Genomic DNA, 15,662 nt, shown 5'->3' with positions numbered 1-15,662 from the left:
AAAGACTGATGGCAGTTTACCGCCATCAGTTTTTTAAATGACTGCCAGATTATTTACCAGCTTTAAATGTAGCCAGTACTTTTGCACGTTCTGCATCAGACAGAGAAATCAGACCTGCTTTATCCAGTTTTGAACCTTTACCAGATACTTTCTTGCTCAGGAAGTATTCAGTAAATTCTTTCAGACCTTTGATTGATTTAATGTGCTCACCTTTCACGTAGAAGTACAGTGGACGTGATACAGGATAAGAACCATTTAAAATCGTCTGTTCAGAAGGAACAACGTTATTTACAGTTGCAACACGTAACTTGTCACGGTTCTGATCATAGAAACCTAAGCCAAACACACCTACCGCATTCGGTGAAGTTTTCAGACGTGCCAGTGTTTCTGTATAGTCGCCTGCAATTTCAATCACTTTTCCATCTTTACGGAAAGTTGAACATGCTTTTTTCTGAGCATCTTTATCCAGCTTTTTATAGTAATCGTAAGCTTCACAGCCTGCTTCAACCATCTTTTCCTGGAACACTTCACGAGTACCGTGGTTAGATGCCGGGATCACTAAAGTAATTGCTTCATTCGGCAGTGATTTGTCAATCTGGTTCCAGCGGGTATAAGGGTTTGGAACCAGTTTACCATTTGATGGCAATTCAGCTGAAAGTGCTGCAAAAACGTGCTGTGGACGTAATTTATAAGCCGCTTTAGTCGAGTTGGATGCGAAAACAATACCGTCATAACCGATTTTGATTTCCTGGACTTTATTTACACCAGCTTTTTTACACGCTGCAATTTCTGTATCTTTAATTTTACGTGAAGCATTTGCGATGTCGATCGTGTTATCACCCACACCTGAACAGAACTGTTTCAGACCTGCTGAACTACCGCCTGAACCAACAACCGGTGCTTTAAACTGTGGGAAAGTATTACCAAACTCTTCAGCAACAATACTTGAAAAAGGCAGTACAGTTGAAGAACCAGCAATCTGGATAGTATCACGAGCTGCATTAGCTGTAGTCGCTACAGCTGCCCCTGAAACTGCTAAAGCAAGTGCAATATGATTAAAGCGCATTCTTTTCTCTCTTAAATAAAGCCGTTATTTTGAAGCACGCCACTTTTGTTTGTTGTGTTGTACTTTTCGGATAACTGCATTTTGATTTTAAAATATGACAAAGAAGTTACAGCTTTATGACGCTTTAATGATAATTGATGTCTGGTATTTGATTTATTTAAATTTCTTTAAAATTCAATATGTAAAATACTGTGAAAAAATATCTTTAAACTTAGGCAGGAAGATTTTAAATGTAATATTTCATTTAAATGTCATAATTACTGAACATCGGTATTATTCTATCCTCAGTAAAACACATCATTTCAGTCTGCCTGTCACAATAATCACAGATCAAAAAAGAGGTCACCAGGACCTCTTTTTATGTTTTATGCTGTCTGTTCAACCAAACGGTCGATCAGTCAATCGCAGGCGTATAAGTACCATCCGCGATTGCATCTTTGATACGATCAGCTTCAGCAAGCACGAGTGCAAGCAGGTTCTGTACGTTTTCCAAAGTCGCAACAGGGCTTAAAGTGGTCATTTTCAATGATTGAACATTGCCCACTTTAGTCACGCCGATATTCGCTTCACCACGTGCAAACAGTTCATCTGCCACGTTCTGGTTCAGTGTATCCAATAATTCAACAGGATAACCTTGTGGAATCACACGGAATAATACTGATGCGAACTGTGGATCAACCAGCATTTCAAGGCCATCTGTTGCATTGATATAATCTGCAACTTCACGAGTCAGTTTCACACCGTGATCGATCATTGAACCGTAAAGCTCTTCACCTAAGTTCTCAATCGTCATCCACAATTTCAACGCATCAAAACGACGAGTTGTCTGTAGAGATTTAGAAACTAAGTTTGGAACACCGTGCTCTTCATCATAAGCCGAGTTCAAGTACTCTGCTTCATAATGCATGAAACGATAGTTCGCTTCATCTTTGAGCAGGAACGCACCACAGGAAATGCTCTGGAAATAATGCTTATGGAAATCCAGTGTGATCGAATCTGACAATTCAATACCATCCAGCATAGAACGGTAATCATTCGACAGAATCAGTGCCCCACCCCATGCCGCGTCGATATGCATCCACGCGCCAAATTTGGTGGTAATTTCACGGATTTTTTTTAGTGGATCAATTGCACCGGCATCGGTCGTACCCGCAGTTGCAACCACACATGCCACGATTTTGCCTTCAGCCTGAAGGTGTGCCATGGTTTTTTCCAGTGCATCAACGTCCATCTGTGCATTTTCATTCACAGGAACGGTCACAACAGACTGGAAGCCCATACCCATCATTGCCATGTTCTTTTGCACCGAGAAATGTGCATTTTCAGAACAGATGACTTTGACATTACGCATTGCTTCATTTGGCACGCCATCACGCTGTACAGACCACGGATTACCGTTTTCGTCTTTCCAGTTTTTCGCAATACACCAGTCACGTGCAAGCAGTACACCCATCAGGTTTGACTGTGTACCACCTGAAGTGAACACGCCTGCCTGACCTGCACCATAACCGACTTTCTGGCGAAGCCAGTCAATCAGTTGCACTTCCATCAATGAACCCGCAGGGCTTTGATCCCATGAATCCATTGACTGGTTAGTGGCATTGATCAGCACTTCAGCGATCTGGCTGGTCACCATGGTTGGGCAGTGCAAATGCGCTAAAGAATGTGGATGATGTACTTTTAAACTTTTATTCAGGAAAAGTTCCACCATGCGCTCAAGCGACTGATGTAAACCTAAACCTTCTTTCGATGGGTTAAAAGAAATCGCCTGACGAAGTTCTTTAATACTGCCACCTGTATACATTTTATCGTTCTGCAACCATGCTGCGACCGCTTTGGTCGCCTCAGCCATTGCTGACTCATAGTCAGCAATGGACTCAGCATCATTGCAGAGTAACGCTTTACGGTGTTCTGCAAAATCTACCATGTTTTATGCGCCTCGAACCGCAACAAGAGCTTCAGCAAGTGCTTTCTTAAAGCGTGCAATTGCTTCCACACATTCGTCCTGAGTAATAATCAGTGGACAAAGCAGACGGATTACCGTACCACCACGACCACCTTTTTCAAGCAATAATTTATTGTTGAAACATGCTGTCTGAATCGCAGCTGCAAGCTGAGAATCGGCAGGTAATGAACCCATATGATCCGCTTGCTGACGCTCATCAACAATTTCAACACCGATCATTAAGCCACGACCACGCACATTACCAATACATGGGAATTCAGCAGCTAATTTTTTCAGTTCAGCCTGTAAAAATTCACCACGGTCATGTGCATTTTGCGCAAGATTCTGTTCTTTAATGGTTCTGATCGTTGCAAGACCTGTACCCATTGCAAGCTGGTTACCACGGAAAGTTCCCGTGTGACCCGCTGGCTGCCATGCATCAAACTTACGCTTAATTGCAAGTACAGCAAGTGGCAGGCTGCCACCCACCGCTTTTGACATTACGACAACATCTGGCTCAATACCGGCATGCTCAAAAGCAAACATTTTGCCTGAACGGGCAAAACCAGCCTGAACTTCATCCAGAATCAGCACAATGTTATGACGCTCAGTCACTTCGCGGATTTTTTGCAGCCATTTTGCAGGAGCTGTAACAACACCGCCTTCACCCTGAATCGCTTCAAGAATCACAGCAGCAGGTTTTGTAACACCACTTTCTACGTCTTCGATGAAGTTTTCAAAGAAATAAGTCAGTGCATTTACACCAGCTTCACCACCAAGACCTAATGGGCAACGGTATTCATGCGGATATGGCATGAACTGTACGCCTGGCATCAAGCCATTGACTGCATTTTTCGCAGACAGGTTACCTGTCATTGCAAGCGAACCATGAGTCATACCGTGATAGCCACCAGAAAAACTGATAACTGTACTGCGACCCGTATATGTTTTCGCCAGTTTAATTGCTGCTTCTGTACCATCTGCACCAGATGGACCACAGAACTGTAGACAGTACTCTTCCTTGCCACCAGGCAATTGCTCAAGTAATGCTTCAGTAAAAGCATCTTTTAAAGGAGTTGTTAAATCCAGAGTATGTAAAGGTAAACCACTTGCTAAAGTGTCCTGGATACTTTGAATCACCGCAGGATGATTATGGCCTAATGCCAGTGTTCCTGCCCCAGCCAGACAATCAAGGTACTCAGTACCTTCTACATCAGTAACCCAACACCCCGAAGCTTTGGCTATCGCTAACGGCAATTTGCGTGGATAGCTACGAACATTTGACTCCATCTGACTTTGGCGAGTCAGGTAGTATTCGTTAGTAGAATTAGGGGCAGGATTTACAGAAGAAACGCTCATATCGAATTACCATCTCTGATATGGGTTGAAAGAAATAAGTCGGGTGACTTGCGGTCCTTTGACTCGGTGCTTTATAGAGTTTCTGGTCAGAAAATCGCTTTATTTATTCATAACCAGGAGCGCGATAATACAGTTTTTTTTAAGAAAATAAATATCTTTTATGTACTTATCGACAATCTGTTGATTGAAAAAAACATTCATCTGACCACAAACCTGAATTATTATCATACTATGTGACAAAGAGAAGAAAATCATGAATTTTTCGCTTTGTTCATATTTTACTGAAATTTTACTTCAGCCGGACTCAACCGATTCCAATATCACAAATAAGTATTTAATATTTAATTGTATTTTTGGAGGTTATAGATTACGTCTTTTGTACAGATATTACAAATGCACCACAATTTATCCCTCAGAAATCCCAGTCCCGCATTTAGTATCAATTTATGTCAATCAAATGCTCAATCTCTTCATTAAAGGAAATCTCATGCGTTATTTCACTCTACCTTCCATTATATTAGGAACAGCGATCAGCACCATGACCTTTGCAGCAGAAACCGAAACCTTGAATTACAATCTTGTCAACGTTCAGGCGGAAGCCACCCGCCAGGTATCCAATGATGAAATGCATGCTGTTTTATATATAGAAAAGAGCAATAAACAGCCGGCTGAACTTGCAGCGCAGATCACTCAACTGATGAATCAGGCAATTGCAACAGCAAAAAAATATCCTGATGTGAAAATTGAAACGGGTTCACAGACCACCTATCCTGTCTACGATAACGATAGCCGTAAACTTAAAGAATGGCGTGGTCGTGCTGAAATCAATATTGAAAGTACCAACTTTAAATCGGCAAGCCAGCTGGTCAGCGAACTGCAACAGAACTTCCAGACACAATCCATCAATTTCAGTGTGTCCGATGCACAGCGCAAAAAAGTGGAAAATGAGCTGATGATTGAGGCTTCAAAAAACTTTCAGCAACGCGCACAGATGCTGACGCAGGCATGGAGTAAAACAGGCTACAACCTGGTCAATCTGAACCTGAATACAAGCAACAACTACCCACAGCCTGTTATGATGCGGGCAAGCATGGCTAAATTTGCAAATGAAGACTCTGCTGCACAGAATGTCGCTTCAGGTGAATCCAAAATCACTGTAAATGCAAACGGTACAATCCAGTTCAAATAATATTTACACTGAAACACGTAAAATTTTCGTAAAAAGACTGTTTCCTGACAGTCTTTTTATTTACTCCATCCCTTTTTATTTCTACAGTAAGCGTCCTTCATTTACTTCCTGTCTTCAAAATGATGACGCTTTCTGAACTGAATCTATATCTTTTTAAAATAATAAATGCCTCACCACAGGCTTCAGATTTTATGATTAACCTTGCCATTTTCATCGCAAATGATCTGCTCTATATCATGATTGCAGTATTTGCCTGGTTCTGGCTTAGAGGTGGTTATACTGTCAAAAAATATATTCTGAAGGCTTTCATTTTTACTGTGGTGGCTGTACTGATCAGCCAGTGTATTTCACAGTTTTTTTATCATCCAAGACCTTTTGTTATGGATGTTGGTCGGACTCTGATATATCACGTTCCCAATGGTTCATTTCCCAGCGACCACATGTTGATATTCAGCAGTATCGCATTTTCTTATTTCTTTTCCATTCAGCGCAGAACAGGCATTTTCCTGATCGGACTTGCCTGGCTGGTTGCCTGGTCACGTGTCTACTTAGGTGTACACTTCCCGCTGGACATGCTTGGAGGCTTCTTTCTGGCATTCTCATTGAACCTTCTTGGTCTCTCCGTCTGGAACCGTTATAAAAACAGTCTTCTGCATTACGTACTGTATATTTACGAATACCTGTTCAGAAAACTGATTGAAAAAGGTTTTATCAGATAAAAAAATGCCCACATCATGGTGGGCATTTTTTATGAATCAGGCTTTACAGATTTGATGGCTCAGTAAATTGCAATATATAAAAAACTTAAGCTGTTGCTTTAATCTAATTACTTTAATAGATATCAGTGTCAGCTTCCTGTTTAAGCTCTCCATATATTTCTACCACGCCCTTTTATAAGTATGACCATTTCCACTACACTGGAAATTAAATACTCTTTACTGACATATCATTAAAAAAGCAAAAAATCCTGATATCCCTTCATCATTTTATATGCGTATTTATTCTATTTCCCGGCTATCGCAGAACTCACAATTGCTGTAAATGACAGGGAAATCACTCAACCCTATATTTTCTTATCAAAGATGAAGTATTTTATTACGCACGTTACCCAAAGGTTCCCCCCATAAAAATCATATCTTTTTTCAACTATTTAACTTAAATTAAATAACTTTTATTTTTAAATTATTCACATTTTATTTATCTTCAATGGGGCGCTAATATGTCATGGATACAAAATCTTTTAAGCGAACTATCTATAAACTCGGCTTCAAATTTCTGGACTATTTTCATTCTATTGGGCGGTGCGGCATATGCCGGTAAATTCTTCTTTAAAAACCATAATCCCACTTTTAGTGATGACCAGGCAAAAATCGTACTTGGTGCAATATTGTCCCTGTTGGGTTTACTTATAGGCTTTGTACTCTCGATCTCTATTAATGGATATAACGACAGGCAAAAAACAGAAGAAAATGAAATGCTTGTTATCAGTTCTGCACTGCAGCGTACTCAACTTTTAAATTCACCTCAGAAAGATCAAGCAGAAAAACTATTACATGAATATTTAGATGCCAGGATTGAATTTTTTAATGCTGATAACCTGCTTGAAAATAAACAGTGGCGAATAACCTCTACAGAAAAGCAGAAACAACTTTGGGAAATCGCTGTTACGGAGGCAAAAGAAGCACCAAATCCTGTCATTAACTCTGTTCTAAGCTCATACAGTGATTTATACCTTGCTCAGGAAAAAACAAGTGTCAGCTGGCGTGATCAGATACCTAAAATCGTATGGGCTTTACTTATCTTCTTTGCTGTCGTATCCAATATTTTGATTGGATACAATGCCCGACAGGAACAGAAAATGAATCTGATGATCCTGGTTTTACCATTTTTAATTACTCTATCCTTATTTATCATTTCAGAAATTGATGTTCCTGGAAAAGGTGTTATTCACGTAACCCCTGATGATCTTTTATCATTAAAAGAAACATTGGTTCCTGTTGCGAAAAAATAATATTTTTATTCCGAGAGCAACCTTACAGATAATTTTCGACAGCTCATAGCACAGTAAAAAGGCTCAATTCCTTACGGAATCAGGCCTTTGTGCTATGTTCAGTTATAACGCATAATTACTAATAGATCGCCATATGATTGCGACATATAAAGCACATAATACCCTGTTTAATTTTAATTATTTTTATATCAATAAATATCCAACCTCCTATTTAACCTCCGACCGTATCCCATGCCCTGATCTTTATGTGTACAGTCATTTCCACCACGCCCAAAATCAAATACTCATTCTGTGATATATCATCAGACTAAGTAAAAAAGCTTATATTCCTTAATCACTGTATGCTCGTATGCATTCTGTTTCCCAACTTTCACTGAACTCACAATTGCTGTAAATGACAGGACTATCACCCAACACTATTTCCACTTATCAAAGAAAAAGTATTGTATTCCATGAGCAATTTCACAAAAGATTTACGACAGCTCATATCGCATTGGCTTCAATATCTCTCCAATAATATGAGACAGTGCCATTTTTAAAGATGGCTTGCTTCTGCTTTCTATGGCTATCCATAGCTCCCAATCTGTAATTTTGATTGCTTAAATATGCTTAAAACTCATTATTTTTGATAAAAACAAGGCTAAAAATAACGACAACGGACTACAGAACAACTATAAACAGGCTATTCCACTTTAACGGATTGCACTTTGTATAACGCGGCTACGAGCCCCATACAGCAATAATGACCAGAAATTTAAGCCTGTTTTTGTTGCACTTTTTCCTGGATGATTCAGGTGAATAGCCAGGGGGGCTAAAAGTCAGAGGTTTAGGGTTAAATGACCGTGCCCTAAGGAATTTTTTTTACGTGAGCGAAATTAAAAGTTGAGGGTATTGACGTCATCAGTAATAAATAAATGAGGAAGTCATGGTCTTTAGTGCCCTCCATTGCGCTTTATCCGAAATGTGACTTATTCAGAAGGATTATTTACCCTGACGAAATACTGCTTTTAAAAATTCATAAAAATATGATGAAAAAAAACTCTGTAATACAGCAGTCTGATCAGGTTTATACTTTTCATATTCATAAAAAAAGCACGCCAGACTTTACTGTTCAGCGTGCTTTTCCAGCAGATCATACTCAGCCAATGATCAGCTTATTATTATTTAACAGCTGCGTAATGATCTGACTGTCTGTCGTAGCCCCTGCATAAAAACTCTGTAGATTTACACCTGATAATTTGATCTGCTGAGTTTCAGCAGCAGAAGTATAGGCGGCTCCAACCGTATGTGAGTCAGCAGTAAAACCCCCTGTGTGACTGATGTGAATCAGCGTATCGTTACCCGATATCTCAAAATGCAGATAATTCCCAAGATTGCCCGCACTGTTGGCTGCCCCCACAGACTCTCCCTGTAGCAGATCACTCAAATCAAGTACATCACCGCCTGCACCGTTTGTAACTGCCGCTGCGGTTGCAAAGTTTTCGATTGTATCCAATGCAGGTGTTCCTGCTGCTCCCTGATCACCCAGTGCCCACATAAACAGATCTACAAAGTTTTCTCCTGCATCTCCTCCTTTCAGAATATCGTTACCTGCGCCACCGCTGATCCGGTCTGAACCACTGCCAGCATTGATGGTGTCGTTACCCAAACCACCATTGATCACATCAGAACCACTGCCTGCCGATAGGTTATCATTGCCTGCACCACCATTGATGACATTATTACCACTATTTCCATTGATGGTATTATCACCTGTTCCTCCCTGAATGTATTCACTGGCAGAAGAACCTGTATAGCTACCACTGTCTGTAGTTGTCACATCCACAGTGGTATAGCCAGCCTTTAAAGTCACTACAGTAGAAGTCGAAGCAGTAAAATTCCCATACATTTCAGTTGCAGTGACCTGTACCGTCAGTTGGGTTGCATTGGTTGTATAACTGCCAGGTAGATTCAGGATAAGATTCGGCAAATCAGCTTCTGTAAACTGCCAGACACCACTACCCATATTTATCCCTGCATTAAAACTGAGATTAGTCGGAACACCCGATATTTTAATCGACAGACTTTCTGAACCATCGGTATCGACCAGGGCAGTTGTGACTGGGAATTTGACACTGGTACCGCCTGTACCATGGGCAATGGCAACTAAAGATTTACTGACAACAACACTTGGTGCAGTCGCTGATCCTACCCCCACATTGACTGTGGCTGTCGATGTCCCCCCCTGACTGTCACTGACGGTGTAGCTAAAGCTTGCTGGACCTTCATAGCGCGTAGCTGGAATAAACTGTACATTCCCGCCGACCAGGCTCACTGTGCCATTTACAGCACCCTGTACAGAAATAATACTTAGAACACCACCATCAATATCTGTATCATTTTGCAGTAACTCAACAGGTGTCAGTGTCAAAGTATTATTCTGTAATATAACGCTATTATCTGCTACAGCGACTGGTGCTTCATTGGTTCCTGTTATGGTTACAGTTACTGTGGTCGCTGTTCCATCCAGACTGTTCACTGTAAAACTTTCAGTTTTTGTCTCACCTTCCTTCAGTGCCTGAACAGCAGGTTTGCTGTTATCCAGTGTATACGCCCACTCACCTACCGCATTTATAGAGAAACTGCCATAAGTCCCTGATGTACTGATCTGGGGCTTAAATTCCGCCTCACCTGCATCCAGGTCAGTTATGCTCAGTTTGCCAGTTGCCACGGCTTGAGCTGGCGTATCCTCTTTGACTGCACCGCTCTGACTCCCCTTAATCACAGCAACGTCATTGCCCCCCAGCACCTGAATAACAATATCCGTTTCGTCATATCCACCTTTACTGTCGGTTACTCTGACCTTAAAGGTCTCTGTACCTGTCTGACCTTTGCCCAGTGCCTGTGTCGCAGTGCTGCTGTTATCCAGGCTGTAAATCCACAGTCCTGTCGTTGGATCCACAGTCAGACTACCATAAGTTCCATTTACAGAACCCTGTATGCTGTAGGTCAGCGTATCGCCTGCATCTGCATCGCTTGCCTGTAACTGACCTTTGATGGTGTTTTCTGCTGCGTCCTCAGTCACATGACCTGTGGCGGTATATGGCACACCGTCTTTATCATAACGCTGAGCATAAATACCAAAGCCTGAACCATCCTGTCCGTTTGATGACCATGTCACCACAAAGCCACCATCGGACAGTGCTGTGACTGACGGGCTATCCTGCCAGTTATACGTGTAGGTATTGACCTGGAACTCACCACCCTGAGGCTGTCCATCCGCAGCATAACGTTGGGCATAAACACCATAGCCCGAACCATCCTGCCCATTAGACTGCCATGTCACCACAAAACCACCATCGGACAGTGCTGTGACTGAGGAGTAAGCCTGCCCGTCAGTTGTGTAGGTGTTGACCTTGAACTCCCCACCCTGAGGCTGACCATCCGCAGCATAACGCTGTCCATAGATGCCATACCCTAAACCATCCTGCCCATTAGACTGCCATGTCACCACAAAGCCACCATCGGACAGTGCTGTGACTGACGGGTTCTCCTGCCAGTTATACGTGTAGGTATTGACCTTGAACTCCCCACCCTGAGGCTGACCATCCGCAGCATAACGTTGGGCATAAACACCATAGCCCGAACCATCCTGCCCATTAGACTGCCATGTCACCACAAAACCACCATCGGACAGTGCTGTGACTGACGGGTTATCCTGCCAGTTATACGTGTAGGTATTGACCTGGAACTCACCACCCTGAGGCTGCCCATCCGCAGCATAACGTTGGGCATAAACACCATAGCCCGAACTATCCTGCCCAATAGACTGCCATGTCACCACAAAGCCTCCATCGGACAGTGCTGTGACTGACGAGCTATCCTGACTACTGACAGTATAGGTATTAACCCTGAACTCCCCCCCCTGGGGCTGACCATCTGCAACATAACGTTGGGCATAGATGCCATCGTCCCAACTATCCTGCCCATTAGACTGCCATGTCACCACAAAGCCTCCATCGGACAGTGCTGTGACTGAGGAGTAATACTGACTACTGGCAGTATAGGTATTGACCCTGAACTCCCCCCCCTGAGGCTGACCATCCGCAGCATAACGCTGGGCATAGATTCCAAAGCCCGAACCATCCTGCCCATTAGACTGCCATGTCACCACAAAGCCACCATCGGACAGTGCTGTGACTGAAGAGCTATTCTGATTATTATCAGTATAGGTATTGACCGGGAACTCACCTGTGGTGGTAAATTCAGGGGCATGGTTGACTGCATTGACGGTCACATTCACAGTAGCTGTACTGCTTCCTCCCTGACCATCACTGACGGTATATGTAAAGCTGTCTGTACCTGAATAACCTACATCTGGGGTGTATACAGGATTGCCCGTGACAGCATCGATCACCACTGAGCCATTTGTACCCTGTGTGACAGCTGACACTGTTAAGCTGTTCTGTTCTGCGTCTGTATCATTGTCACGTACAGCCACTGTGACTGAACTTCCCTCATCAACAGTGGTGGTATCATTAACAGCAACCGGGACATCATTGACCGGTGTCACACTGATCTGCATTGTGACCGTGTTGCCGTCCACTGTGCCGTCATTGACCTTATACGTGAAGCTGTCTGATGTGGTTTCACCGCCATTATGAACATAACTGAATGTGCCGTTGGTGTTCAGGGTCAGTGTGCCATGGGCTGGTCCTGTCACCAGGATCGCAGTTAAAGTATCGCCATCAGCATCGCTGTCGTTGACAAGGACACTGCCTGAACTGATGGTGCCACCTTCAACTACGGTAAAGCTGTCTGCCACAGCAACAGGCGCATCATTGACCGGTGTCACACTGATCTGCACCGTGACTGTATTGCCGTCCACTGTGCCGTCATTCACTTTATACGTGAAGCTGTCTGATGTGGTTTCACTGCCATTATGAACATAGCTGAATGTGCCGTTGGTGTTCAGGGTCAGTGTGCCATGGGCTGGTCCTGTCACCAGGATCGCAGTTAAAGTATCGCCATCAGCATCGCTGTCGTTGACAAGGACACTGCCTGAACTGATGGTGCCACCTTCAACTACGGTAAAGCTGTCTGCCACAGCAACAGGCGCATCATTGACCGGTGTCACACTGATCTGCACCGTGACTGTATTGCCGTCCACTGTGCCGTCATTCACTTTATACGTGAAGCTGTCTGATGTGGTTTCACTGCCATTATGAACATAGCTGAATGTGCCGTTGGTGTTCAGGGTCAGTGTGCCATGGGCTGGTCCTGTCACCAGGATCGCAGTTAAAGTATCGCCATCAGCATCGCTGTCGTTGACAAGGACACTGCCTGAACTGATGGTGCCACCTTCAACTACGGTAAAGCTGTCTGCCACAGCAACAGGCGCATCATTGACCGGTGTCACACTGATCTGCACCGTGACTGTATTGCCGTCCACTGTGCCGTCATTCACTTTATACGTGAAGCTGTCTGATGTGGTTTCACTGCCATTATGAACATAGCTGAATGTGCCGTTGGTGTTCAGGGTCAGTGTGCCGTGGGCTGGTCCTGTCACCAGGATGGCTGTCAGTGGGTTGTTTTCTGCATCGCTGTCGTTGGTAAGGACACTGCCTGAACTGATGGTGCCACCTTCAACTACGGTAAAGCTGTCTGCCACAGCAACCGGAGCATCATTGACCGGTGTCACACTGATCTGCACCGTGACTGTATTGCCGTCCACTGTGCCGTCATTCACTTTATACGTGAAGCTGTCTGATGTGGTTTCACTGCCATTATGAACATAGCTGAATGTGCCGTTGGTGTTCAGGGTCAGTGTGCCGTGGGCTGGTCCTGTCACCAGGATCGCAGTTAAAGTATCGCCATCAGCATCGCTGTCGTTGGTAAGGACACTGCCTGAACTGATGGTGCCACCTTCAACTACGGTAAAGCTGTCTGCCACAGCAACAGGCGCATCATTGACCGGTGTCACACTGATCTGCACCGTGACCGTGTTGCCGTCCACTGTGCCGTCATTCACTTTATACGTGAAGCTGTCTGATGTGGTTTCACTGCCGTCATGAACATAACTGAATGTGCCATCAGCGTTCAGGGTCAGTGTGCCGTGGGCTGGTCCTGTCACCAGGATGGCTGTCAGTAGGTTGTTTTCTGCATCGCTGTCGTTGGTAAGGACACTGGCTGCACCTCCTACCAGTACAGTTGCCGTTCCACCTTCTGCAACCTGAATGCTGTCTGCAACAGCAACCGGGGCATCGTTTGAACCATTAATAATGACCGTAACATTTGTTTTAGTACCATCTGCACTGAATACATCAAATGTATCAGTATGCTGATCACCAGCATTCAGTCCGTTATAAGCTTCAAAGGCAACATAAGTCCATGCACCTGCGGCATCAATACTGAATGTCCCATAGTCACCAACAGTACCTGTCTGTGCAATAAACGTAGCTGCGCTGTCTACATCAGTGATCGTTAGAGTACCACCTGTAGTCAAGACCACATCTGTTTCGATCAGAACTTCAGTTACCGAACTGAGAATGGCAGCATCATTAGTACCCAGTATGGTGATGGTCAACGTCTCAGAGGCAGCACCTCCATTTCCATCATTGACCATTACGATTATGGTATCAGTCAGGCTTTCGCCCTCAGCCAGTGCCTGAACATCCTTATGAGTGCTGTTTAACTGATAACTCCACTTCCCGGTCGCATCCACTGTGAAACTGCCGTACTGACCAGCACCATTACCGGAAACATTCCAGGTATGTGTATCTGTAAGGTCTGTATCTGTGACACTCAACTGACCCGTGACTGTTAATGAACTGTCCTCTACAACATTGCCTGTTATCACACCACTTAATACAGGGAGATCATTTGAACCATTGACTGTTATGCTCAGAACCTGAGTATCAGTGCCTCCTGATTTGTCTGTGACAGTGACTATCACGGTATCAGTCAGGCTTTCCCCTACAGCCAGTGCCTGAACATCCTTATGAGTGCTGTTTAACTGATAACTCCACTTCCCGGTCGCATCCACTGTGAAACTGCCGTACTGACCAGCACCATTACCGGAAACATTCCAGGTATGTGTATCACCAGTATCAGCATCAGATACAGTCAACTGACCCGATACTTTCCCTGTCATATCCTCAGTCAGAACACCAGTAACAGTTCCTCCTATCACCGGTAGATCATTGGTTCCCGTTATCGTTATACTGACTGTTGTCCGTGTTCCATCCGAACTGAAAACGATGAAGTCCTCTGTAAGGGTTTCACCTTCGGCAAGTTCATTGTATGCAGAGTCAGCCAGATACTGCCATTTCCCATCCTGATCTATACTGAAATGGCCATATTTACCTGCTGTGTTCACCTGACTCTGAAAAGTTTCTGGATCATCTTTATCTCTGATCGAGAGCTGACCGCCCGAACTTAAAGGCGCATCTGTTTCCTTTAAATTAATGGATGCTGTGCCCAGATCTGCAGGTTTATTGGTTTCATCTTTTTTAGTCAGCTCGTACACGACTCCGCCAGCCAACACCAGGGCAGCACCTCCCAGCAGTAAGTCCGAACTGAACAGCGAGCTTAAAACAGGTTCTGTTACAGGGTTATATTCAATCAGTAATGCACCGGCTGCATCTTCAGTCACCTGAAAAAGTAAAGGGGATGCTTCTCCGTTTAAGATAATGGAGCTTTGTAGATACAGGAAATAATCCTGAACCGTCAGGATTTCACCATTTTTAAGGACTATGAGCAGGTCATTTCCCTGTCTGACAGCATGACTGATCTGGTCGGCTGAAAGATCTGGACTCAGTACAGTGTGGTCTTCCATTTTAATATTATTATTAATGTCCAGTATCTGCACCTTTCCAGATACTTTACTCATCATTTTAATTTTCATCAGTTCATCCCCAGAAAAATATAATCATTTTCTCTATTTTGAATGAATTATGAACTGACAAACATAACTGCAAACTGGTATTTCGACTTAAAAAGTCGAAAAGAATCAATCTACTTTTTTTTACAATCGGTTTTTTAGACAGTTCTGAGTATAGAAATAGTTATCAATACTTCATAAAAAAAGCCCACTTTTACAAGTGAACTTTTT

General features: G+C 43.5%; 7 protein-coding genes. 3 read left to right on the top strand and 4 right to left on the bottom strand.

Annotation, left to right across the window (positions count from 1 at the left end; genetic code table 11):
* Window positions 1-49: 49 nt before the first annotated feature.
* From CDG61_RS06730 to CDG61_RS06720, 3 genes are all read right to left on the bottom strand, one after another.
* A complete protein-coding gene (locus CDG61_RS06730) occupies window positions 50-1,066 on the bottom strand; it encodes a substrate-binding domain-containing protein (protein ID WP_087550338.1) in 1,017 nt (338 codons plus the stop codon).
* A 394-nt stretch (window positions 1,067-1,460) separates the two neighbouring features.
* Entirely contained in the window at window positions 1,461-2,993 is a 1,533-nt protein-coding gene (locus CDG61_RS06725) for a pyridoxal phosphate-dependent decarboxylase family protein (protein ID WP_087550339.1), read from the bottom strand.
* A gap of 3 nt (window positions 2,994-2,996) precedes the next feature.
* Window positions 2,997-4,370: a diaminobutyrate--2-oxoglutarate transaminase gene (locus CDG61_RS06720; protein WP_087550340.1), complete on the bottom strand. Its 1,374-nt coding sequence runs from the start codon at window positions 4,368-4,370 to the stop codon at window positions 2,997-2,999.
* 538 nt (window positions 4,371-4,908) lie between these two features.
* Between CDG61_RS06720 and CDG61_RS06715 the strand changes: the two genes are divergently transcribed.
* The 3 genes from CDG61_RS06715 (at window position 4,909) to CDG61_RS06705 (ending at window position 7,570) form a co-directional block, all read left to right on the top strand.
* Complete coding sequence (locus CDG61_RS06715) at window positions 4,909-5,559, top strand: SIMPL domain-containing protein (protein ID WP_416240708.1); 651 nt, start codon at window positions 4,909-4,911, stop codon at window positions 5,557-5,559.
* A 122-nt stretch (window positions 5,560-5,681) separates the two neighbouring features.
* On the top strand, window positions 5,682-6,278 hold the full coding sequence (locus CDG61_RS06710) for a phosphatase PAP2 family protein (protein ID WP_087550375.1): 597 nt from the start codon (window positions 5,682-5,684) through the stop codon (window positions 6,276-6,278).
* A 500-nt stretch (window positions 6,279-6,778) separates the two neighbouring features.
* Complete coding sequence (locus CDG61_RS06705; RefSeq protein ID WP_087550342.1) at window positions 6,779-7,570, top strand: hypothetical protein; 792 nt, start codon at window positions 6,779-6,781, stop codon at window positions 7,568-7,570.
* Between the two features lie 1,138 nt (window positions 7,571-8,708).
* Here the strand turns inward: CDG61_RS06705 and CDG61_RS06700 are convergent.
* On the bottom strand, window positions 8,709-15,455 hold the full coding sequence (locus tag CDG61_RS06700; protein ID WP_118998481.1) for a VCBS domain-containing protein: 6,747 nt from the start codon (window positions 15,453-15,455) through the stop codon (window positions 8,709-8,711).
* Between the last annotated feature and the right edge of the window lie 207 nt (window positions 15,456-15,662).

It is taken from the genome of Acinetobacter sp. WCHAc010052 (assembly GCF_002165295.2).
Taxonomy (GTDB): domain Bacteria; phylum Pseudomonadota; class Gammaproteobacteria; order Pseudomonadales; family Moraxellaceae; genus Acinetobacter; species Acinetobacter chinensis.
This window is presented reverse-complemented; position numbering and strand designations above follow the sequence as displayed.

Excerpts from the sequence above, each read along its gene's own strand:
- CDG61_RS06730 (WP_087550338.1), bottom strand. The coding sequence starts at position 1,066 with ATGCGCTTTAATCATATTGCACTTGCTTTAGCAGTTTCAGGGGCAGCT.
- CDG61_RS06725 (WP_087550339.1), bottom strand. The coding sequence starts at position 2,993 with ATGGTAGATTTTGCAGAACACCGTAAAGCGTTACTCTGCAATGATGCT.
- CDG61_RS06720 (WP_087550340.1), bottom strand. The coding sequence starts at position 4,370 with ATGAGCGTTTCTTCTGTAAATCCTGCCCCTAATTCTACTAACGAATAC.
- CDG61_RS06715 (WP_416240708.1), top strand. The coding sequence starts at position 4,909 with ATGACCTTTGCAGCAGAAACCGAAACCTTGAATTACAATCTTGTCAAC.
- CDG61_RS06710 (WP_087550375.1), top strand. The coding sequence starts at position 5,682 with ATGACGCTTTCTGAACTGAATCTATATCTTTTTAAAATAATAAATGCC.
- CDG61_RS06705 (WP_087550342.1), top strand. The coding sequence starts at position 6,779 with ATGTCATGGATACAAAATCTTTTAAGCGAACTATCTATAAACTCGGCT.
- CDG61_RS06700 (WP_118998481.1), bottom strand. The coding sequence starts at position 15,455 with ATGAAAATTAAAATGATGAGTAAAGTATCTGGAAAGGTGCAGATACTG.